Origin of the sequence: Variovorax sp. 38R (genome assembly GCF_014843395.1) — a bacterium.
Taxonomy (GTDB): Bacteria; Pseudomonadota; Gammaproteobacteria; order Burkholderiales; family Burkholderiaceae_C; genus Variovorax; species Variovorax paradoxus_H.
On record NZ_CP062121.1, the window covers coordinates 2,679,461 to 2,698,934 of the forward strand.

19 protein-coding genes are annotated in these 19,474 nt (G+C 69.4%); 11 read left to right on the plus strand and 8 right to left on the minus strand.

The window, feature by feature from the left end; translation table 11 throughout:
* Window positions 1–6: 6 nt before the first annotated feature.
* Genes glgX through IG196_RS12165 form a run of 3 tightly spaced genes read left to right on the plus strand, consistent with a single transcriptional unit; the run spans window position 7 to window position 9,096 of the window.
* Entirely contained in the window at window positions 7–2,169 is a 2,163-nt protein-coding gene (gene glgX, locus IG196_RS12155; protein ID WP_192196359.1) for a glycogen debranching protein GlgX, read from the plus strand.
* The gene (gene treZ, locus IG196_RS12160; RefSeq protein ID WP_192196360.1) at window positions 2,166–3,986 is read left to right on the plus strand and encodes a malto-oligosyltrehalose trehalohydrolase; all 1,821 of its coding nucleotides are present in this window, start codon (window positions 2,166–2,168) and stop codon (window positions 3,984–3,986) included. Before glgX ends, treZ begins: the two co-directional genes overlap by 4 nt.
* A complete protein-coding gene (locus IG196_RS12165; protein WP_192196361.1) occupies window positions 3,976–9,096 on the plus strand; it encodes a malto-oligosyltrehalose synthase in 5,121 nt (1,706 codons plus the stop codon). The genes treZ and IG196_RS12165 overlap by 11 nt, the downstream gene beginning before the upstream one ends.
* A 90-nt stretch (window positions 9,097–9,186) precedes the next feature.
* On the opposite strand, the gene IG196_RS12170 is transcribed toward IG196_RS12165, so the two are convergent.
* From IG196_RS12170 to IG196_RS12185, 4 genes are all read right to left on the minus strand, one after another.
* Window positions 9,187–9,771 carry a YSC84-related protein gene (locus tag IG196_RS12170; protein WP_192196362.1) on the minus strand — a complete coding sequence of 195 codons (585 nt, stop codon included), beginning with the start codon at window positions 9,769–9,771 and terminating at the stop codon, window positions 9,187–9,189.
* A gap of 52 nt (window positions 9,772–9,823) precedes the next feature.
* A complete protein-coding gene (locus IG196_RS12175; RefSeq protein WP_101493923.1) occupies window positions 9,824–10,249 on the minus strand; it encodes a CBS domain-containing protein in 426 nt (141 codons plus the stop codon).
* Window positions 10,250–10,432: 183 nt separating this feature from the next.
* Window positions 10,433–10,777: a nuclear transport factor 2 family protein gene (locus IG196_RS12180; protein WP_192196363.1), complete on the minus strand. Its 345-nt coding sequence runs from the start codon at window positions 10,775–10,777 to the stop codon at window positions 10,433–10,435.
* Window positions 10,767–11,657: a nucleotidyltransferase gene (locus IG196_RS12185; protein WP_192196364.1), complete on the minus strand. Its 891-nt coding sequence runs from the start codon at window positions 11,655–11,657 to the stop codon at window positions 10,767–10,769. Before IG196_RS12185 ends, IG196_RS12180 begins: the two co-directional genes overlap by 11 nt.
* Before the next feature lie 161 nt (window positions 11,658–11,818).
* Here IG196_RS12185 and IG196_RS12190 point away from each other — a divergent pair, with 161 nt between their 5' ends.
* Window positions 11,819–12,595, plus strand: a complete 777-nt coding sequence (locus tag IG196_RS12190; RefSeq protein WP_192196365.1) for a metallophosphoesterase family protein — start codon at window positions 11,819–11,821, stop codon at window positions 12,593–12,595.
* Window positions 12,596–12,609: 14 nt separating this feature from the next.
* Here the strand turns inward: IG196_RS12190 and IG196_RS12195 are convergent, their stop codons facing one another.
* Window positions 12,610–13,305, minus strand: coding sequence for a L,D-transpeptidase (locus tag IG196_RS12195; protein ID WP_225617014.1), 696 nt, complete (start codon window positions 13,303–13,305; stop codon window positions 12,610–12,612).
* The gene (locus IG196_RS12200) at window positions 13,289–13,603 is read right to left on the minus strand and encodes a proteophosphoglycan ppg4 (RefSeq protein ID WP_192196366.1); all 315 of its coding nucleotides are present in this window, start codon (window positions 13,601–13,603) and stop codon (window positions 13,289–13,291) included. Before IG196_RS12200 ends, IG196_RS12195 begins: the two co-directional genes overlap by 17 nt.
* 307 nt (window positions 13,604–13,910) lie before the next feature.
* Between IG196_RS12200 and IG196_RS12205 the strand changes: the two genes are divergently transcribed.
* From IG196_RS12205 to IG196_RS12230, 6 genes are all read left to right on the plus strand, one after another.
* Window positions 13,911–14,108, plus strand: a complete 198-nt coding sequence (locus IG196_RS12205; protein WP_101493919.1) for a hypothetical protein — start codon at window positions 13,911–13,913, stop codon at window positions 14,106–14,108.
* The gene (locus tag IG196_RS12210) at window positions 14,105–15,067 is read left to right on the plus strand and encodes an alpha/beta fold hydrolase (protein WP_192196367.1); all 963 of its coding nucleotides are present in this window, start codon (window positions 14,105–14,107) and stop codon (window positions 15,065–15,067) included. Before IG196_RS12205 ends, IG196_RS12210 begins: the two co-directional genes overlap by 4 nt.
* A complete protein-coding gene (locus IG196_RS12215; RefSeq protein WP_101493917.1) occupies window positions 15,064–15,381 on the plus strand; it encodes a hypothetical protein in 318 nt (105 codons plus the stop codon). The genes IG196_RS12210 and IG196_RS12215 overlap by 4 nt, the downstream gene beginning before the upstream one ends.
* Window positions 15,382–15,504: 123 nt before the next feature.
* Window positions 15,505–15,735, plus strand: coding sequence for a hypothetical protein (locus tag IG196_RS12220; RefSeq protein ID WP_192196368.1), 231 nt, complete (start codon window positions 15,505–15,507; stop codon window positions 15,733–15,735).
* A gap of 11 nt (window positions 15,736–15,746) precedes the next feature.
* Window positions 15,747–16,394, plus strand: a complete 648-nt coding sequence (locus tag IG196_RS12225) for a cysteine hydrolase family protein (protein ID WP_192196369.1) — start codon at window positions 15,747–15,749, stop codon at window positions 16,392–16,394.
* A 44-nt stretch (window positions 16,395–16,438) separates the two neighbouring features.
* The gene (locus IG196_RS12230) at window positions 16,439–17,311 is read left to right on the plus strand and encodes an SDR family oxidoreductase (protein WP_192196370.1); all 873 of its coding nucleotides are present in this window, start codon (window positions 16,439–16,441) and stop codon (window positions 17,309–17,311) included.
* Here IG196_RS12230 and clsB read toward each other — a convergent pair.
* Window positions 17,304–18,497 (minus strand): cardiolipin synthase ClsB, encoded by a 1,194-nt coding sequence (gene clsB, locus IG196_RS12235; RefSeq protein ID WP_192196371.1) that lies wholly within the window; start codon window positions 18,495–18,497, stop codon window positions 17,304–17,306. The genes IG196_RS12230 and clsB overlap by 8 nt on opposite strands.
* 17 nt (window positions 18,498–18,514) lie before the next feature.
* The gene (locus IG196_RS12240; protein ID WP_101493912.1) at window positions 18,515–18,667 is read right to left on the minus strand and encodes a hypothetical protein; all 153 of its coding nucleotides are present in this window, start codon (window positions 18,665–18,667) and stop codon (window positions 18,515–18,517) included.
* A 305-nt stretch (window positions 18,668–18,972) separates the two neighbouring features.
* On the opposite strand from IG196_RS12240, the gene IG196_RS12245 reads away from it, so the two are divergent.
* Complete coding sequence (locus IG196_RS12245) at window positions 18,973–19,464, plus strand: hemerythrin domain-containing protein (RefSeq protein ID WP_192196372.1); 492 nt, start codon at window positions 18,973–18,975, stop codon at window positions 19,462–19,464.
* The last annotated feature ends 10 nt before the right edge of the window (window positions 19,465–19,474 follow it).

Consider the following 19,474-nt stretch of genomic DNA (forward strand, 5'->3'; position numbering starts at 1 on the left):
CCCTGAATGACATCCAAGACCCATCCGACGATCACGGCCGTCTGGCCCGGCCGACCCTACCCGCGCGGCGCCACCTGGGACGGGGAGGGCGTCAACTTCGCGCTCTTTTCGCAGCACTCCGACAAGGTCGAACTCTGCCTCTTCGACGAACGGGGCCGCCACGAGCGGCAGCGCATTCCCCTGCGCGAGCGCACCGACGGCGTGTGGCACTGCTACCTGCCCGAGGCGCGCCCCGGCCAGGCCTACGGCTACCGCGTGCACGGGCCCTACAAGCCCGAAGAGGGGCACCGCTTCAACCCGCACAAGCTGCTGGTCGATCCGTATGCGAAAGACCTCGTGGGCGAGCTGCGCTGGGGCGATGCGCTCTACGGCTACACGGTCGGCAGCAAGCGCGAAGACCTGTCGTTTGATCGCCGCGACAGCGCGCCGCTCATGCCCAAGGGTCGCGTGCTCGAAACCGCCTTCACCTGGGGCGACGACCGCCGCCCCTCGGTGCCGTGGCAGGACATGGTGATCTGCGAGATGCACGTGCGCGGCTTCACCATGACGCACCCCGACGTGCCGCCCGAACTGCGCGGCACCTACGCCGCGCTCGGCTGCGCGCCGGTGGTCGACTACCTCAAGCGCCTGGGCGTGACCACCGTCGAGCTGCTGCCCGTGCACAGCTTCCTCAACGACCGGCACCTGGCCGAGAAGGGCCTGCAGAACTACTGGGGCTACAACACGCTGGCCTTCTTCGCCCCCGAGATGCGCTACAGCGCGTCGGGCAAGGTGAAGGAGTTCAAGACCATGGTCAAGTCGCTGCACTCCGCGGGCATCGAGGTGATCCTCGACGTGGTCTACAACCACACCTGCGAAGGCAACCAGCTCGGTCCCACGCTCTCGATGCGCGGCGTGGACAACGCCAGCTACTACATCGCCAACGCCGAGAACCGCCGCTACTACGACGACTTCACCGGCTGCGGAAACACCGTCAACCTCGAGCAGCCGCACGCGCTGCAACTGGTGATGGACTCGCTGCGCTACTGGGCCGAGGAGATGCACGTCGACGGCTTCCGCTTCGACCTGGCCTCGGCGCTGGCGCGCGAGTCGGGCAAGGTCGAGAACCTCGGCGGCTTCTTCGATGCGATCCGGCAAGACCCGACGCTCAACCGCGTGAAGCTCATCGCCGAACCGTGGGACCTGGGCCATGGCGGCTACCAGGTCGGCAACTTCCCGCTCGGCTGGGCCGAGTGGAACGACCAGTACCGCGACGGCCTGCGCGGCTTCTGGAAGGGCGACGGCGGGCTCATCGGCGAGGTGGCCAAGCGCGTCACCGGCTCGGAAGACCTGTATGGCTGGTCGGGCAAGCGGCCCACCGCGAGCATCAACTTCATCACCGCCCACGACGGCTTCACGCTGCACGACCTGGTGTCGTACAACGACAAGCACAACGAAGCCAACGGCGAAGACAACCGCGACGGCAACAGCCACAACGTGTCGTGGAACTGCGGTGTCGAGGGCCCCACCGACGACCCCGAGGTGCAGGCCCTGCGCGAGCGCCAGAAGCGCAACCTGTTGGCCACGCTCTTGCTGTCGCAGGGCGTGCCGATGCTGCTGGCCGGCGACGAGCGCGGCCACACGCAGCAGGGCAACAACAACGTCTACTGCCAGGACAACGAACTCGGCTGGATCGACTGGGCGCCCACGCCCGAACGGCTGGCGCTCACGACCTTCGTCGAGCGCATGGTGGCGCTGCGCCGCGCCCACCCGTCGTTCCGGCGCCGCCACTTCTTTGCCGGCAAGCCCGCCGAAGGCGAGACGCTCACCGACGTGCACTGGCTCAAGCCCGACGGCGCCGAGATGCGCCCCGAAGACTGGAACGACGCCAACGCGCGCTGCATCGCCATGTACATCCCCGGCGGCGGCATCGCCGACCGCGGGCCGCGCGGCGAGGCGCAGCACGACGACGACTTTCTGGTGCTGATGAACGCGCACCACGACGAGATCGCGTTCACGCTGCCGGCCGCGCCGCATGGCGCGTGGCGTCTGCTGGTCGACACGGCCGGCACGGCGCCGCCGCTGCCCGGCGAAGACGCCGCCGCACTTGCACCCGCGTGGAGCGAGCCCGCCTATCCGCTGCAATGCCGCTCGCTCGTGGTGCTGAGCCGACCGGACGTGCGGCCATGAGCAGCCACTCCCACGCCATGCCCTTCGGCGCCACGGTGCAGGAGAAGGGCGTCGAGTTCGCACTCTGGGCGCCCTCGGCCGAAGCGATCGTGCTCGAGCATCCCCTGGCCTCGCAGCCGATGACGCGCGACGCCAAGGGCTGGCACCGCCTCACGGTGCTCGATGCGGCGCACGGCGACCGCTACAGCTTCCGCCTGCCCGACGGCACGCGCGTGCCCGACCCGGCCTCGCGCTTCAACCCCGACGACGTGCACGGGCCGAGCGCGGTGATCGACCCGCGCCGCTTCGCCTGGACCGACGACGCCTGGCGCGGACGGCCGTGGGAGGAGGCCGTGGTCTACGAACTGCACGTCGGCACCTTCACCGACGAAGGCACGCTGCGCGCTGCGACGGCGCGGCTCGGCGAGCTGGCCGAACTGGGCATCACCGCGGTCGAGCTGATGCCGCTCGCCGACTTTCCGGGGCGCCGCAACTGGGGCTACGACGGCGTGCTGCCGTTCGCGCCCGACGCCTCGTACGGCACGCCCGACGACCTGAAGGCGCTGGTCGATGCCGCGCATGCGCTCGGCCTCATGGTGCTGCTCGACGTGGTCTACAACCACTTCGGACCCGAGGGCAACTACCTGCATGCCTATTGCCCCGAGTTCTTCAACGCCGGCAAGCAGACGCCGTGGGGCGCGGCCATCAACTTCGACGGGCCGCGCTCGCGCACGGTGCGCGATTTCTTCATTCACAACGCGCTCTACTGGGTGGAAGAGTTCCGCTTCGATGGCCTGCGCATGGACGCGGTGCACGCCATCCACGACGAGACGCGGCCGCACATCGTGCATGAGATCCGCGAGGCCCTGAACAACGGACCGGCCCGCGAGCGCCATGTGCACCTGGTGCTGGAGAACGATGCCAACCAGGCCTCGATGCTGCTGCGCGACAGCCGCGGCCGGCCCGTGGCCGGCACCGCGCAGTGGAACGACGACCTGCACCACGCGGTGCACGTGCTGGTCACCGGCGAGGGCGACGGCTACTACGCCGACTATGCCGACGACCCGGTGCGCCGGCTGGCGCAGGCGCTGGCCGAGGGCTTCATCTACCAGGGACAGCCGTCCGCCTTCCGCCATGGCGAGGCGCGCGGCGAGCCGAGCACGCGGCTGCCATCGGCGGCCTTCGTGTCGTTCCTGCAGACCCACGACCAGGTCGGCAACCGCGCCTTCGGCGAGCGCATCCACGCGCTGGGCGATCCGGTGCTGGTGCGCGCGGCCATGGCCTGCCTGCTGTTGTCGCCGCACGTGCCGATGCTGTTCATGGGCGACGAGTTCGCGGCCTCCACGTCGTTTCAGTTCTTCTGCGATTTCGGGCCGGACCTGGCCAGCGCGGTGTCCGAGGGCCGGCGCGCGGAGTTCGGCGGGTTCGCCGCGTTCGCGGACGAAGTCGCTCGCGCCCGCATTCCCGATCCGAATGCCGAGGCGACCTTCCTCGCGTCGAAGCTGCGCTGGCGCGAACGCGGCACGCGCGCACACTTTGCGCGGCTGTGCGAGGTGCAGCAGCTGCTGGCGCTGCGCCATCGGCTCCTCGTGCCCCGGCTCAGCGGCATGACAGGCGCGGGCAGCTGGCGGTGCGAGAACGGCACGCTCCAGGTGCAATGGGACCTGGGGGCGGCGCGGCTGTACCTGCTGGCGCACTTCGGAACGCAGCCGGTGGACCTGCTCGCCGACCCGCCGGGCGAGGTGGTCCACAGCGACGGCGTGACACGGGGCGACGGCACCCTGCGCCTGGGGCGCGGCGCGGTCCACGTGACGCTGGAAGCACTGCATGGTGGATGACGCCTTCCGCCAGCTGTGCGCGCACTTCGGCATCGCGACCGGCTACGTCGATGCCTTCGGCGTCCGGCGCGAAGCCTCCACTGACAGCCTGATCGCGCTGCTGGCCGAGTTCGGCGTGCGGCTCGACAGCACCGCCGACGCGGGCCCCGCATTGGCAACTGCCCGTCGCGCGTGCTGGGCGCAGGCGCTGCCGCCGGTGCAGGTCGTGCAGGCCGGCAGCGCGGCATGGTCGGTGCCGCTGCGGATGCCGGCGTCGATTAGCCGGCTGCGCTGGCAGCTCGCGGACGAGCACGGGCGCGAAGTGGAAGGCGAGGCCGATGCCCACGCCTTTGCCGAGACGGACCGCACCGACATCGACGGCGTCGCCTGGTGCCAGCGCACATTGCAGATACCGCTGGCGCTCGAAGCCGGCTACCACCGGCTGCACATCGACGGCCTGCGAGGCGAGACCTGCGTGCTGGCTTCGCCGGGCCGCTGCTACCGGCCGCCTGCGGTGCGCGACGGCGGGCGCGTCTGGGGCCCGGCCGTGCAGCTGTACAGCCTGCGCTCGCCGCGCAACTGGGGCATCGGCGACTTCGGCGATCTCGAAGACCTGGCCGTTCGCATGGCGGCGCAGGGCGCCGACGTCATCGGCCTCAACCCGCTGCATGCGCTGTTCGAGAGCACGCCGCTGCACACGAGCCCGTACAGCCCGTCGTCGCGCCAGCAGCTCAACGTGCTGTGCATCGACGTGGAGGCGGTCGACGGTTTCGAGGCCTGCGATGCAGCCCGCGCACGCGTGCAGTCGCCCGACTTCCAGGCGCGGCTCGCCGCGTTGCGCGCGAGCCCACTGGTCGACCACACCGGCGTGGCCGCAGCGAAGTTCGAGGTGCTCGCGCTGCTCTTCACGCATTTCTGCGCACGGCACCTGCCGGTGGACAGCGCGCCCAGCGAGACGGGCCGTGCGTTCCTGGCCTTCGTCGCGGAGCGCGGCGAGGCGCTGCGCCAGCACGCGCTGTTCGAAACGCTGCAGGCCCATTTCCTCGCGAGCGAAGGCGGCGCGTGGGACTGGCACGACTGGCCCGCCGCCTACCGCGACCCCGATTCGGCCAAGGTGACCGCATTCGCCGTGGCGCACGCATCGCGCGTGCAGTTCCACCAGTACCTGCAGTGGGTGGCGTCGCGGCAGCTCGCGCGCGTGGCGGCGCGCTGCGATGCGCTCGGCATGGGCATCGGCCTGTACATGGACCTCGCGGTGTCGGTGGACCGCGCCGGCTCCGACGCCTGGGGCGCGCAGCCCGTGTTCGCACCCGGCGCCAGCGTGGGCGCGCCGCCCGACGAGTTCAACCCCGCCGGCCAGGGCTGGGGCCTGCCGCCGCTGCGCCCTGATCGCCTGCGCGCCGAGGGCCATCGCTTCTTCATCGAGACGCTGCGCGCCGCCATGCGTGGCGCGGGCGCGCTGCGCATCGACCACGTGATGGGGCTGATGCGGCTGTTCTGGATTCCGCGTGGCGCGAGTGCGCGCGAGGGCGCCTATGTGTCCTACCCGCTCGACGAGATGCTCGCCATCGTGGCGATCGAAAGCCATCGCAACCGCTGCATGGTCGTGGGCGAGGACCTCGGCACGGTCGAGGACGCGGTGCGCGAAGCGCTCGCGCAGGCCGACGTGCTCTCGTACCGCCTGCTGTATTTCGAGAAGCAGCACGACACCGGCCGCTTCAAGCCGCCCGAGGCCTACCCGGCTGCCGCGCTGGTCGCGATCGGCACGCATGATCTCGCGACCTTCGCCGGCTGGTGGACCGCCGCCGACCTGCGCGAACGCCTCGCGCTCGACCTGTTCCCCGACCCCGCGGTGTTCGACCAGCAGCTCATGGACCGCGCGCAGGAGCGCATCGCGCTGATGCAGGCGCTGCAGCAGGCGGGCTTGCTGTCGCGCGAGGAGGTGGCGCAGGCCGCGGGGCGCGCGCTGCCGTCCGCGCGCCTCGTCGAAGCGGCGCACGCCTTCCTTGCCGCGACACCTTCGGCGCTGATGATGGTGCAGCTCGAAGACGTGGCCGGCGTGGTCGCGCAGGCCAACCTGCCCGGCACGGTCGACACGCACCCGAACTGGCGGCGCAAGCTGCCCGAGCCGGTGGCGGCGCTGGTGGGCGGCGAACGCATGCGCGCGCTGGGCGAGGCCTTGCGCGCGGCGCGACCTCGAAAGGTCGAGACCCACATCGAATCACCCGGCCTGCAGACCCGCGTGCCCCGCGCCACCTACCGGCTGCAGTTCCACAAGGGCTTCGGCTTCGACGATGCGATCCGCGTGCTGCCGTACCTTGCGCAGCTCGGCGTGAGCCACGTGTACTGCTCGCCGATCCAACGGGCCCGCGCGGGCAGCATGCACGGCTACGACGTGGTGGCGCACGCACAGGTCAACCCCGAGCTCGGCGGCGAAGAGGGATTTGCGCGTTTCATCGACGCGCTGAAGGCCCACGGCCTCGGCCAGCTGCTGGACATGGTGCCCAACCACATGGGCGTGTTCGGCGCCGACAACGCGTGGTGGATGGACGTGCTGGAGAACGGCCCCGCCTCGCCGTTCGCGCCGTCCTTCGACATCGACTGGCACCCGCTCAACGTCGAGCTGACCGGCAAGGTGCTGCTGCCCGTGCTGGGCGTGCACTACGGCGAAGCGCTGGAGAACGGCGAGCTGGTGCTGCGCTTCGAGGCCGACACGGGCAGCCTGGCCGTCGGCTACTACGAGCACCGCTTTCCGCTCGCGCCCGAGAGTTATCCCTTCGTGCTCGAACGCGCGCTCGCGCGGCTGGGCGATGCGGCGGCGTGCGACCGGCTCGCGAGCCTGTCGACCGCGTTCGGCCACCTGCCGCGGCGGGACACGACTTCTCCGCAGGCGCAGGCCGAACGCGTGCGCGACAAGGAGTTGCTCAAAGCCCGGCTCGCGCGGCTGGCGCTGCGCCATCCGGCGGTCGCGCAGGCGCTCGCGGCATCGGTGGCCGAGCTGAACCTGGCCCAGCCCGACGCGCGCGATGCGCTGCACCGGCTCATCGAGGCGCAGGCGTTCCGGCTCGCGCACTGGCGCGTGGCGGCGGACGAAATCAACTATCGCCGCTTCTTCGACATCAACGACCTCGCCGCCGTGCGCATGGAGCGCGACGAGGTGTTCGAGGCCACGCAGTCGTTCGCGCTCGACCTCGCGGTGGCGGGCGTGGTGGACGGCCTGCGCATCGACCACCCCGACGGCCTGTACGACCCGGCGGACTACTTCCGCAAGCTGCAGGAAGGCTATGCGCGCCGCGCCGGGCTCGTGCTGCCCACCCACGATGTCGACGGCCGACCCGCGCGTCCGCTGTACGTGGTGGCCGAGAAGATCGCCGGCGCCCACGAAGAGGTGCCCGACCGCTGGCACGTGCACGGCACCACCGGCTACCGCTTCGCCAACGTGGCCAACGGCGTGCTCGTCGACACCACGGCCGAGGCCGCCGTGGTGCATGCCTGGCAGCGCTTCACCGGTGAGACCGACGACTTCGCCACGGTCTGCCGCGCGGGACGGCGCGAGGTGATGCGCAATGCGTTGTCGTCGGAGCTGAACGTGCTCTCCACCGAGCTGCTGCGCATCGCGCGGGCCGACCGCCGCACGCGCGACTACACGCTCAATGCACTGCGCCGCGCGCTGGCCGAGGTCGGCGCGTGCATGCCCGTTTACCGGACGTACATCGTCGACGGGCCCTCGGCGCAGGACGCGCGCTTCATCGACGAGGCCGTGGACGAGGCGGTGCGGCAGAGCGGCGATGCCGACCGCTCGGTCTTCGACTTCGTGCGCAGCGCGCTGCGCGGCGAGGCCGTCGCCTCGGCACCGGCCGCGCTCGACGAACAGGTGCGGCGCTTCGCCGTGCGCTTCCAGCAGTTCAGCGCGCCGGTGGCGGCCAAGGGCGTGGAGGACACGGCGTTCTACCGCTACTTTCCGCTCAGTGCGCTCAACGAGGTGGGCGGCGAGCCCGACCGCTTCGGCATCGAGGTCGAGGACTTCCATGCGGCGAGCGCCGACCGCGCGCAGCGCTGGCCGCACACGATGCTCGCGACCTCGACGCACGACAACAAGCGCTCGGAAGACGTGCGCCACCGGATCGACGTGCTGTCCGAAATGCCCGAGGAGTGGATGCAGGCGCTGGCGCGCTGGCACGGGCTGTGCCGTGGCGCGCGAAGCAAGCTGGCCAGCGGGGAGGTGCCGTCGCGCGCAGACGAGTACCTGCTGTACCAGACGCTGCTGGGCACCTTGCCCGTGGGCGGGCTCACTGCGGACGCCGCGCCGGGCTTCAGCGATCGCATCTGGCAGTACATGCAGAAGGCCGCGCGCGAAGCCAAACTGCGCACGCGCTGGTCGCAACCCGATGCGGACTACGAGGCCGGGCTCGAGCATTTCGTGCGCGCGCTGCTGGCCGATCCGGCCACGAACGATTGCCTCGCGGACATTCAGCGGCTGGCCGACACGATGGCGTGGTTCGGTGCCTGGAACGGCCTCACGCTCACCTTGCTGAAATACGGCTCGCCCGGCGTGCCCGATCTTTACCAGGGCAGCGAACTCATCGAACTGAGCCTGGTCGACCCGGACAACCGGCGGCCGGTGAACTACGCGCTGCGGCAAGAGCGGCTGGCCGCGCTGCAGGCGATGGCGGGGCAGGGCGACCTGGCGGCGCAGGTGCGCGCGATGGTGGCGTCGCCGCACGACGGCCGCGCCAAGCTGTGGTTCATCTGGCGGCTGCTGTCATTGCGGCGGGACCAAGCGCTGCTGTTCCGCGAGGGCAGCTACGAGCCACTGCAGGTCGAAGGGCCGTTGGCACGGCATGTCGTGGCCTTCGCGCGCCGGCACGAGGGGCAGATGCTCGTGGTCGTGACGGGGCGCCTGTTCGCCGCGTTGTCGCGCCGCAGTACGGGCGACGATGTGGCACCGGCGCTGCCCGATGCGCAGGTCTGGAAAGGCACGACGGTGCGCCTGCCCGAAGGCGTGAGGGAGATGGCGTTCGAGAACCTGCTGACCGGTGAGTCGTTGACGGCCGGAGAAGGGCGCATCGACCTGGCCGACGCGCTGCGGTGCATGCCGTGGGGGGCGTTCCACGCCCGCACATCGTCCTGACGCTGACCCTGAACCGCGCCGGTGCCCGGCGGCCTCTCAACCGATGCCGGGCTGCCGCAGCAGCTCGGCTTCATCGCCGGTGATCCAGCGTCAAGGTCGAATTTCGGTGACCTTCGCACCCTGCACCGACGCACCCGCCTCCAGGCCCACATTGGTCATCACGAAGGCGACCACGGGTTGCCGGAAGGTGCTCGAGTCGATCACGCCGTTGGCACCGTAGCGTGCCAGCGCGACCGTCGCGTCGGCGCCCACGGTCCAGCCGCGGCTCTGGCGGAACTTGTCCAGCGCCTCCTTGGAGGTGAACACATAGAAGACGGCCTTCGACTGGGCACCGGCCTGGAAGCCGATGGAGCCGGCGGTCGTGCTGTAGTAGGCCTGCGTGCGGCCTGCGGTGCGCAGGGCACCGCGACCATATTCAGCGCCTACGCCCAGGCTGCCGCCGACCACGGAAGGGAAGACCAGCACGCCCTGCGCGCCCGCAACGAGTGCGCGCGAGCCGGTGACGGTGTCGTAGAGCCGGGACAACGACGCGTCGACCTGGGCGTCGATGGCCGATGCCGACGAAGCCGGGACGTCGCTCGCCGCTCCGGTGGGGCGGGTGACCGTGCAGCCGGTCACGGCGAGGCTCGCCGCGATGGCGGCGACTGCAAGCAGGCGGGAAGGTGCGACGTACATGGCGAGTCCTCCAACAAGGGGGTGATGAATCGATCGGCAGCGCTTCGTCGGGTCAGGCCTCGACGGGTTGCGAGATGCCGCACAGCGCTTCCGTGGCCGGTTTGGCCTTGGGCTCCTTCACCGCGACATCGGCCAGCGCCAGGATGCCCACCAACCGCTTGTCGCGGTCGACGATGGGCAGGCGCCGGACCTGGTGCTCGGCCATGAGCTGCGCCGCATGATCGACGGCATCGTCCTCGTAGGCCCAGCGAATGCCGTCCGACATGACGTCGCGCACCTTGGCGTTGCCGTCGTGTCCCTCGGCGATGCCGCGAATGGCAATGTCCCGGTCCGAGATTGCGCCGATCATGCGGTCGTTCTCGCCCACCGGCATCATCCCGAAGTCGCCGTCGCGCATGCGCTTGGCGGCCTCCGCGATGGTGGCGTCGGGACTGATGACCTCGACATCGCGGGTCATCACAGCGTTGACTTTTCGCATCTGGAATCCTTTGAAGAAAAGTAGGTGGGGCTGCCGCGGTCCGCGGCAGGAAATCGGGTGCGCACGGCTGCGAACCGGCGCAGGTACAGGTCTAGTCTTCTGTGCGGCCTGAGGTGTAGGACAACCACCGAAAAGCCGGTGGTGCAAAGGAAGAACGCGTGGACGCCGCCTTGCGCGCGCTCCTCATTGCGGCGTTTGATGGTGCAAGGCCAGCAGCCACGCATCGCCCTCTTTCACGTACGTCGAACTGCACAGCGCGCGATAGGCCACGCCTTCATGCCGTGACGCCGCCACCGAATAGACCAGCATGGCCACGTGGTCGGTGGGCCGGAGCAGTTGTCGCTTTTCAAAGTTGGCGTGAACCCAGCGGCTGCCGGACTGGATCGAGTCCAGCGTCGCCGCGCGGTCCAGCACGCCCGCGGGGGCGGGGAACACCATCAGCGCGTGTTCGGACAGGTGCTGTTCGTAGAAGTCGGCGCCGGCAGACCAGAACTGTTCTTCGATGCGCCACAGGTTGTCATCGTCCATGGGAACCTCCTGCAGGGGGTTGCTCCCTCTCGTCACTGGCATCGCGTGGTGGTGCATGAGCGGGCGCGATGTCCCGCGTCCACACCGCCACGTCGCGTTCCGTCATGCCGCTGGCCGGCGTGAGGCGCCCGTCCACGTAGCCGGCCTGTTCGACATCGTGCAGGTACTGCTCGCGCGACAGCAGCGTGCCTGCGCACACATGGCGCTCCGAGGGCGCGGGCGGGCCATGCATTTCATCGGTGAGGCGCTCGACCAGGCGGGCCATCACCCAGTCGGGAATGCGGTGGCGCTCGCCGGGGTAGATGTAGCCGAACAGCGTGAGGTGCGTCAGCAGCACCCGCCAGTGCGGACCGAAGCGCGCCAGCAGGCTGGCCCAATCGAGCCGCTCGGCGCGGGCCAGCAGCAGGTGGGCGATGTCGCCGCCGTCGTAGCGCTCGCGCTCCATGATGAAGGCCTTGGACAGCAGGCAGTCCTCGACGTTGGCCACGAGCACCGGCACGCCCAGAACGTCGGCGCGGCAGTTGCCGTGGAACCAGCGCGCGTCGACCGGCGTCACGCCGTTGCCGGAGTTGAAGATCAGGTCGATGAACGCGTCGCCGTCGTACACCTTCGCCAGCCAGTGCGGATAGGTGAGATCGGTGCGCCAGCCGTGCCGCTGCATGAGCGGCGCGATGCGCTCGAAGTCTTCGCGCAGGATGAACAGGTCCAGGTCTTTCGTCGCGCGGCGGATGCCGGTGTAGCAGGCCAGCGAAAAGGCGCCGCCCACCAGGAACGGAATGCCCGCATCGCGCAGGGCACGCAGGCTCTGGCGGTAGAAGTCGGCCACGCGGGGCGGGACTTCTTCCTCGAGCGAGGGGGCGAGCGTGGTGGTCGATGGCATGTGTGAAAGGTCGCGCTGTCAAGGGGCGGCAGGGCAAAGCCAACGGCCCCATCGCGCGTCGGCAGGCGCCTACAGCCGCTGCGGGAAGAGGCCGATGACGGCCCCGCGCGGCGGGGTACAGGCTGGTTCCCACGTTTGAAGCGCCACCGACCGGATCACCCATGTCTACGCCTAAATCCTCATCCCACATCCGCTTCGCCGCCGTCGGCGACATCCATGTCCAGAAGGACGCCGGCGGCACCTTGCGCAGCCTGTTCGCGCAGGCGAACGAAGAAGCCGACGCATTGCTGCTGTGCGGCGACCTGACCGACTACGGCACCGAAGAGGAAGCCCGCGTGCTCGCCGAGGAACTGGGCGCGGTGCACATTCCCATCGTCGCCGTGCTGGGCAACCATGACTACGAATCGGGCACGCCCGAGGTGGTGAGCGGCACGCTCGCGCACGCCGGCGTGCGCGTGCTCGACGGCTCGGTGTGTGAGATCGAAGGCGTGGGCATCGCGGGCGTGAAGGGCTTCGGCGGCGGGTTCGGACGTGGTGCGCTGGGCGCGTGGGGTGAGCCAGCAATCAAACTGTTCGTGCAGGAGGCGCTGAACGAGGCGATGAAGCTCGAATCGGCGCTGGCCAAGCTGCGCACGCGGCGGCGCATTGCGCTGCTGCATTACGCGCCCGTGGTCGGCACGGTCGAGGGCGAGCCGGTCGAAATCTTCCCGTTCCTGGGCAGCAGCCGGCTGGAAGACCCGCTGGTGCGCTACCCCATCGATGCGGTGTTCCACGGCCACGCGCACCGGGGCACGCTGCGGGCGCGCACGATCAGCGGCGTGCCGGTCTACAACGTGGCCAAGCCGCTGCTGCAGCGCAGCCGGCCCGACGTGGCACCGTTCTTTCTCTACGAGTTGCCGCGCGAGCCGGCCGACGCCAAGGCGCCGTCAACGCCCTAGCAGGCCGAGCGCGCTCAGTTCCCGGTCGCCCGCAAGAACGGAAAACGTGCGTCGAGCGAGGCCACTTCGGGCAGCACATACACCGCGCGTCCCCGGCTCGCGAACATCGGCTTCACGTGCCGGTCGTAGAAGGCCGCCGGCACGTTGATGCATCCGTACGAGATGCGGTTGTCGCTCGCGGTGGCGGAGGCGAGTCGCTGCAGCCGCTGCTCGCTGGGGTTGGTGGCCCGCACGCGGTGCATCGAGATCGCGGCGTCGTAGTCGATCCAGGTGATGTCTTCGCCCGAGGTGTTGGTGCCCGGTTCGGCGTTGAAGCGCCCCGCCGGTGTCGTGCGCTCTTCGGTGCGGATCTCGGCCATGGGCCGGGTGCCGATGCCGGGGACCGAGTCGTCGCCCCGGGCCAGGCCGAGCAGCACGGGGGATGACGCGGTCATGCGGCCGTTGCGATCGAACAGGTACAGGCGTGCGGCCGTCTTGTCGAGGACGGCGAACGGCTGCGACGCGTTGTCCCCGGCGGCGACGGCCGCCTGGGCGAACTGTTCAGCCGCAGGGAGCGGCCCGGCGCTGGCGGCGCTGGCGGGTTGGGGTGGCAGGCCCGCCAGTGCCGCAACCAGCATCACCCCTGCGAACGACGCGACCGTGAACCGGGTCGCGCGCTGCACAGGGGCCGATGTGGGAGGCCGTCCGCCGGGCTCAGTTGCGGTCGGCACGTGCGGGCCGCGGATCGTTGGCGGCCATGGTCGACGAATCGGTGCTCGGCGGCGGCGTGTTCATCGTGCTCGAACCCGTGCTGCCGGTGCTTGGCGCCGGCGACATGGTGCTGCCGCTTTGCGTGTTCTGCGGCGTCGTGCCGGTGGTGCCCATCGGGCCGCCGGTGGGGCTTTGCTGCCCGGCCCCTGTCGCGGGATTGGCGGGGGCGGTGGTGGGCGGATTGCCTTGGGCGAAGGCCACGCCTGCCAGGACGAGGGTGCCGGAAGCCAGGAGCGTGGAAAGACGTGAGAGGGTCATGGTGGGTCTCCAAAGAAAGATGCCAGCTGCCGAGCGCCGGATTGCAAGTCTCATGGCTGACCTTTCGCAGACTAGGCAGGTCAGGGTGACGTGTTGTCAGGGATGGACGACCTGCGGCGTAGGAAACGCAGTACATGGCAGTACGTGGCAGTATGTGGAGCGCGGTACCGCAGCGGGCGCCGCGCCGCTTTGCCCGCGCGGCCAGGACGACATCCGGGGTCGGTCTCCTCCCACATTCGCGCCTCCGGCATGGGTCGAAAAAGAAGCCTCTCTCCCTTTGTATTTCTCACGATTTCAAGGAGCCGACATGGTGAATCCCAACCCCCGAAAGAACGACGCGACCGACGACGATGGTCGCGACACCGAACACAACAAGGCCGGCAACCAACCCCTCACGCCGCGCAACGAGCCGCGCCGCACACCCGAAAGCCGCCATGACCGCGAAAGCCAGGTCGGCAGCGGCAACCAGCATCAGTCCCGCCGGGGCGGCGGCTCGATGCCATGAGCGCGCCGACGGAGGCGCCTTCTGCTGCTGCATCCACCACCGGCACGACGGCGGTGACGCACCGCACGGTGCAGATCGACGACGTCGAGGTGTTCTACCGCGCGGCCGGTCCGGTGGGCGCCCCTGTGCTGCTGCTGCCGCATGGCTACCCCTGTTCTTCGTTCCAGTTCCGCGCGCTGATGCCGGCGCTGGCCGACCGCTGGCGCGTGGTGGCGCCCGATTTTCCGGGCTTCGGCTACAGCGGCACGCCCGATGAAGGCTTCGCCTTCGATTTCGACGGCTACGCGGACTTTCTCGATCGCTTCACCGCCGCGCTCGCGCTGCGCCGCTACGCGCTGTACCTGCACGACTACGGGTCGCAGATCGGCCTGCGCCATGCGATGCGACGGTCGGGGCGGATCACGGCGCTCATCATCCAGAACGGTGACATCTACGAAGACACGCTGGGGCCGAAGTACGCGGCCATCAAGGCGTACTGGAACGACCCGAGCCCGGCGCATCTCGCGGTGCTGGCGGGCGCCGTGAGCGAAGAAGGCTTTCGTGAAGAGTTCATCGGCGAGGTGTCGCCGCGCGTGGCCCCGCGGCTCGCGCCCGATCTCTGGCGCCTCCACTGGCAGCTGATGGACACGCCCGCTCGGCGCGGCGTTGCGCTCGGTCTCATGAGGGGGCTGAAGGAGAACCTGCGGTGGTTTCCCCGCTACCAGGAGTACCTGCGCACCTACCGCCCGCCGACGCTGATCCTGTGGGGCCCGCAGGACGGCTACATGCCGATCGAGGCCGGGCGTGCCTACCTGCGCGATCTGCCCCATGCGGAGTTCCACGCGTTCGACGATGGCGGCCACTGGCTGCTCGAGACGCACCTGGCCGAGGTGGTGCCGCGGCTGCGCGATTTCCTGGGGCGGCACCTGCCCACTTCCGGGGCTGCACCGGACAAGATGATCGAAGGCGTGCCGGTATGAGCACCGCCACCATTGCCCGCATCTGGCGTGGCCGCGTCGCGCGGGACCGCGCCGACGCCTACGAACGCTACCTGCAGGTGGAAGGCATTCCACCGCTTCTCAAGACGGCGCTCGCGGTGCAGCTGTTTCGCGAAGACCGCGCCACAGAGACCGAGTTCGTCACCACCTCCTACTGGCCTGACGTGGCCGCGATGAGCGCGTTCACTGGGGGCGACCCGAACGTCGTGCACCACCTGCCGCGCGACCCGGAGTTTCTGATCGAACTGCCCGAGCGGGTCGAGGTGCTGCGCATCGTCGTCAACACGTTCGCCTAGAAACCGACCAGAAAACGGAGCTTTCCTACACCGCGTTGCTGCGGCCACCGATGCGGCTGCCCGGCCGATGGCGCGACACCTAGCGCATGCACTTTTCCAGGTGCCGAAGAAAGGAAACACGCCATGAACAGAAGCTCTGCAAGACGGCAAGCCAGGAACGACGACCGGGAGAATTCGAGCCTGTTCGTCTACGGCGCGGGCGTCGCGCTGTTGGTGTTCATCGGCGCGCTGCTGTTTTTCTATGCGATCGATCGGCGCGGCGAAGGCCCGGCGCATGAAGGCACACCGCCTGCGGTGCAACAGCAAGCGCCGCAAAACGCGCCACCGGCCACCTCGGACACCCCCTCGAAGTAAGGTCGCCGTGCATGGCTGCGGCGCGCGAACCGGGTGGTGCAACTGACGATCAGCCCTCGAAGGCTTCTTCGCTGGCGGTCGAAACCGCCAACGGGGCGACGGGCCTGCTCATCGTCGACATGATCAGCGCCTGGGATTTTCCGGACGCCGACAAGCTGCTTCCTGCGGCGCTGGCCGTCGCACCGCGCATCGCGGCGCTGCGGCGGCGGTGCAAGGCGCGGGGCGTGCCGGTGATCTACGCGAACGACAACCGCGGCCGGTGGCGCTCCGATTTCGCCGCGCAGGTCGAGCTGTCGATGGGCAACGGCGCGGGTGGGGCCCGCATCACCGCCCAGCTCCTGCCGGAGGCCGACGACTACTTCGTGCTCAAGCCGCAGCAGTCGGCATTTGTCGCCACGCCGCTGGCGCAACTGCTGGGAGTGCTGGGCATCCGGCGGTTGATCGTGACGGGCGTTGCCAGCGACCAGTGCGTGCTCAGCACCGCCACCGACGCGCGCATGCGCCAGCTCGAGGTGCTGCTGCCGCGCGACTGCATCGGCACGCAGACCGCGCGCCGCCAGGCGATCTTTCTCGCGCAGTGCGAGCTGGCCTTCGACATCGCGACCACGCCGGGGTCGCGCATCCGCCTGCCCGCCGCAAAAGGGCGGGGCCGACCATGAGCCTTGCCACCCACTTTCTTCCTGTTGAATGAATGGAGCCTTCGATGACACACCCCATGCAGGCCGGGCCCCGGCCGCCTTTCGACACCCCCGAACAGACGCCCCCGGGCCTGGAGTCGGCCATGGACCCGCGTCCCGATTTCGGCGAGACCTCCTATGTCGGCTCCGGCAAGCTCAAGGGCAAGGCCGCGCTCATCACCGGCGGAGACAGCGGCATCGGCCGCGCCGTGGCGCTCGCGTTCGCGCGCGAGGGCGCCCATGTGCTCATCTCGTACCTGCCGCAGGAGGAAGACGATGCGCAGTTCACCGTGCGGCTCGTCGAGGAGACCGGACGCACCTGCGTGGCCGTGCCGGGCGACATCTGCGAGGAGGCGCATTGCGTGCGCCTGGTCGACACCGCCATGGCGCGCTTCGGTCGGCTCGACGTGCTCGTGAACAACGCCGCGTTCCAGATGTCGCACAAGAACCTCGACGAGATCACAGCCGAAGAATTCGACCGCACCTTCCGCACCAACGTGTATGCGAACTTCTTCCTGTGCAAGGCTGCGGTCGCGCACATGAAGCCCGGCAGCGCCATCATCAGCACCGCCTCGGTCAACGCCGACAAGCCCAACGCCACGCTCGTGGCCTACGCCGCGACCAAGGGCGCGATCCAGAACCTGTCGGGCGGCATGGCGCAGCTGCTGGCCGAAAAGGGCATCCGCGTGAACTGCGTGGCGCCGGGTCCGTTCTGGACGCCGCTGATTCCCTCGACGCTGCCGCCCGACCGCGTGAAAAACTTCGGCCTGCAGACGCCGATGAAGCGCCCCGGTCAGCCGGCCGAGTTGCAGGCGGTGTACGTGCTGCTGGCCTCCGACCAAGCGAGCTACATCTCGGGCGCGACGGTGGCCGTGACGGGCGGCGTGCCCTTCATCTGAGCGGCGGTGGGCTGTGAGGAGGGCGGTGGCCGGCACCGTCGCCCAGGGCCTTCACGCGCTGCCGCCGGCGCGGCAGCCACGCGCCCACGCGCGACACCCAGCGCAGCACATGAAAGACGAGGAAGCTGCCCAGCGGCGGCCATCGGTTCCACAGCGGCAGCGTGTCCCGGCGCACGGGCTCGCAGTGGGTTTCCAGTGTCGCGAGCCGCGCGGCCACTTCGGCATTGAACGACCGGCTGACCACGACCACGTTGGCTTCCATGTTGAGCGCCAGGCTCAGCGGGTCGAGGTTGCTCGAGCCGATGGTGGCCCAGCCGTCGTCCACGATCGCGATCTTGCCGTGCATCGGGCGGGCGCAGTACTCGTGCACCTCGACGCCCGCGCGCAGCAGGTGGCCGTAGAGCAGGCGCGCGGCAAAGCGCACCGATTTCATGTCGGGCATGCCCTGCAGGAACAGCTTCACCTCCACGCCGCGCCCGGCCGCGCGGCACAGGTCGCGAAAGAGGCGGTAACCCGGAAAGAAGTAGGCGTTGGCGATACACACACGCGAACGTGCGGTGCGAATGGCCTCCCGGTAGATCTTCTCGATGCCGTCGGGCGAGGCCTTGTCGTCGCGGGCCGCGAACAGCACGGCGGCGGTGCCGGCGGCCGAACGGGGTGAGCCGGCGCTGCTGTCGATGCCCGCCGTGCGCGCCATGAACGCGTGGATGCGCGCGACGATCGGTCCGTGCAGTTCCACCGCGTAGTCCTGCTTGGCCATCTCGCCGAAGTCCAGCATCTGGTCGGCGCAGAAGTTGATGCCGCCCACGAAGGCCACGGCGTCGTCCACCACCACGAGCTTGCGGTGCATGCGCCGCAGCAGGTTCAGCCGCTGGCCGAACAGGGCGCGGCCGGGGTCGAAGATGCGCACCTGCACGCCGGCGCCGGTGAGCCGGCCGAGGAAGCGCTCCGAGAGCCCGGGCGAGCCGAAACCGTCGATGGTGAGCACGGTGCGCACGCCGCGCCCCGCGCAGGCGCACAGCGCGTCGCACAGGGCGGTGCCCACCTTGTCTTCCTCGAGGATGAAGGTCTCCAGCAAGGCGACGTGGCGGGCCTGGCCCAGAGCTTCGAAGACGCGTGGAAAGAACGCGTCGCCGTTTTCCAGCAGGCGCGCCGCGTTGCCGTGCGTCCAGTCCGAGCGCTTCATGTCGGTTGCTCCGTGGTTCAGTGGTGGTGCTTGAAGTACTGCACCTCGCGCTCGTGCCGCTGGGCGTCTTCGCGCGAATCGAAGGTGCCGAGGTTGCGGCGCTTGCCCGTCTGCGGGTCGACCTTGCGGGCGTAGAGGCGGTACTGCCCGGAAGCGAGTTTGCGGATCATCGGAAAAGCTCCTTTCGCGGGGTTCGTTGAACGGATGGCGCCGAACTTCTTTCTTCTTCGCCGGCGCCGTGGGGTCGGTTCAACGCTAGCGCGCCGGCATCGCCACGGTGTCAGGCCGCGCACCGGCTACGGGTCGGACGTGGCGGACGTGGCGGACGAGGCAGGCACCGCTGTTGCGAGTTGTTGCGGCCTGCGCCGTGCGCCGCCATGCGGGTACGGAGCTTTCCTACGTCGTTTTTCTTGCGGCCGTTTCATCGTGCGATCTCCGTTCCTTTCATCATTCCTTCAACCCATGGAGCCCCACGATGCCCACGACCCGACGCAATGATCCCGATGCCTGCAGCTTTCTCGACACCGACCACCGCCACATGAAGAAGATGTTCAAGGCGTACGGCGAACTGGCTGAATCGCGCGCCGTCTCTGCAGAACAGAGGAAGCGCGAGCTGGCCCACGAGATCTGCATGGAACTCAAGGTCCACACGCAGATCGAGGAAGAGATTTTTTATCCCGCCTTGCGCGCGGCCATCAAGGAGACCGACCTGCTCGACGAAGCCGAGGTGGAACACGCCAGCGCCAAGGAACTCATCGCGCAGATCCTGGACGCCACCGAGATCGACGAGAAGTTCGACGCCAAGGTGATCGTGCTGGGCGAGTACATCGACCACCACGTGAAGGAAGAGCGCAACGAGATCTTCGTGAAGGCACGTGCCGCGCGCGGCCTTGACCTCGTGGGGATGCGCGAGCAACTGGCGCAGCGCAAGGAAGAACTCATGGAAGAACTCGGCGCGATGGCCTGAGGCCGCGTGC

Excerpts from the sequence above, each read along its gene's own strand:
- IG196_RS12190 (WP_192196365.1), top strand. The coding sequence starts at position 11,819 with ATGTCTACGCCTAAATCCTCATCCCACATCCGCTTCGCCGCCGTCGGC.
- IG196_RS12210 (WP_192196367.1), top strand. The coding sequence starts at position 14,105 with ATGAGCGCGCCGACGGAGGCGCCTTCTGCTGCTGCATCCACCACCGGC.
- IG196_RS12205 (WP_101493919.1), top strand. The coding sequence starts at position 13,911 with ATGGTGAATCCCAACCCCCGAAAGAACGACGCGACCGACGACGATGGT.
- IG196_RS12240 (WP_101493912.1), bottom strand. The coding sequence starts at position 18,667 with ATGATCCGCAAACTCGCTTCCGGGCAGTACCGCCTCTACGCCCGCAAG.
- IG196_RS12215 (WP_101493917.1), top strand. The coding sequence starts at position 15,064 with ATGAGCACCGCCACCATTGCCCGCATCTGGCGTGGCCGCGTCGCGCGG.
- IG196_RS12220 (WP_192196368.1), top strand. The coding sequence starts at position 15,505 with ATGAACAGAAGCTCTGCAAGACGGCAAGCCAGGAACGACGACCGGGAG.
- IG196_RS12170 (WP_192196362.1), bottom strand. The coding sequence starts at position 9,771 with ATGTACGTCGCACCTTCCCGCCTGCTTGCAGTCGCCGCCATCGCGGCG.
- IG196_RS12175 (WP_101493923.1), bottom strand. The coding sequence starts at position 10,249 with ATGCGAAAAGTCAACGCTGTGATGACCCGCGATGTCGAGGTCATCAGT.
- IG196_RS12225 (WP_192196369.1), top strand. The coding sequence starts at position 15,747 with ATGGCTGCGGCGCGCGAACCGGGTGGTGCAACTGACGATCAGCCCTCG.
- IG196_RS12180 (WP_192196363.1), bottom strand. The coding sequence starts at position 10,777 with ATGGACGATGACAACCTGTGGCGCATCGAAGAACAGTTCTGGTCTGCC.
- IG196_RS12200 (WP_192196366.1), bottom strand. The coding sequence starts at position 13,603 with ATGACCCTCTCACGTCTTTCCACGCTCCTGGCTTCCGGCACCCTCGTC.
- IG196_RS12165 (WP_192196361.1), top strand. The coding sequence starts at position 3,976 with ATGGTGGATGACGCCTTCCGCCAGCTGTGCGCGCACTTCGGCATCGCG.
- IG196_RS12230 (WP_192196370.1), top strand. The coding sequence starts at position 16,439 with ATGACACACCCCATGCAGGCCGGGCCCCGGCCGCCTTTCGACACCCCC.
- clsB (WP_192196371.1), bottom strand. The coding sequence starts at position 18,497 with ATGAAGCGCTCGGACTGGACGCACGGCAACGCGGCGCGCCTGCTGGAA.
- IG196_RS12185 (WP_192196364.1), bottom strand. The coding sequence starts at position 11,657 with ATGCCATCGACCACCACGCTCGCCCCCTCGCTCGAGGAAGAAGTCCCG.
- treZ (WP_192196360.1), top strand. The coding sequence starts at position 2,166 with ATGAGCAGCCACTCCCACGCCATGCCCTTCGGCGCCACGGTGCAGGAG.
- glgX (WP_192196359.1), top strand. The coding sequence starts at position 7 with ATGACATCCAAGACCCATCCGACGATCACGGCCGTCTGGCCCGGCCGA.
- IG196_RS12245 (WP_192196372.1), top strand. The coding sequence starts at position 18,973 with ATGCCCACGACCCGACGCAATGATCCCGATGCCTGCAGCTTTCTCGAC.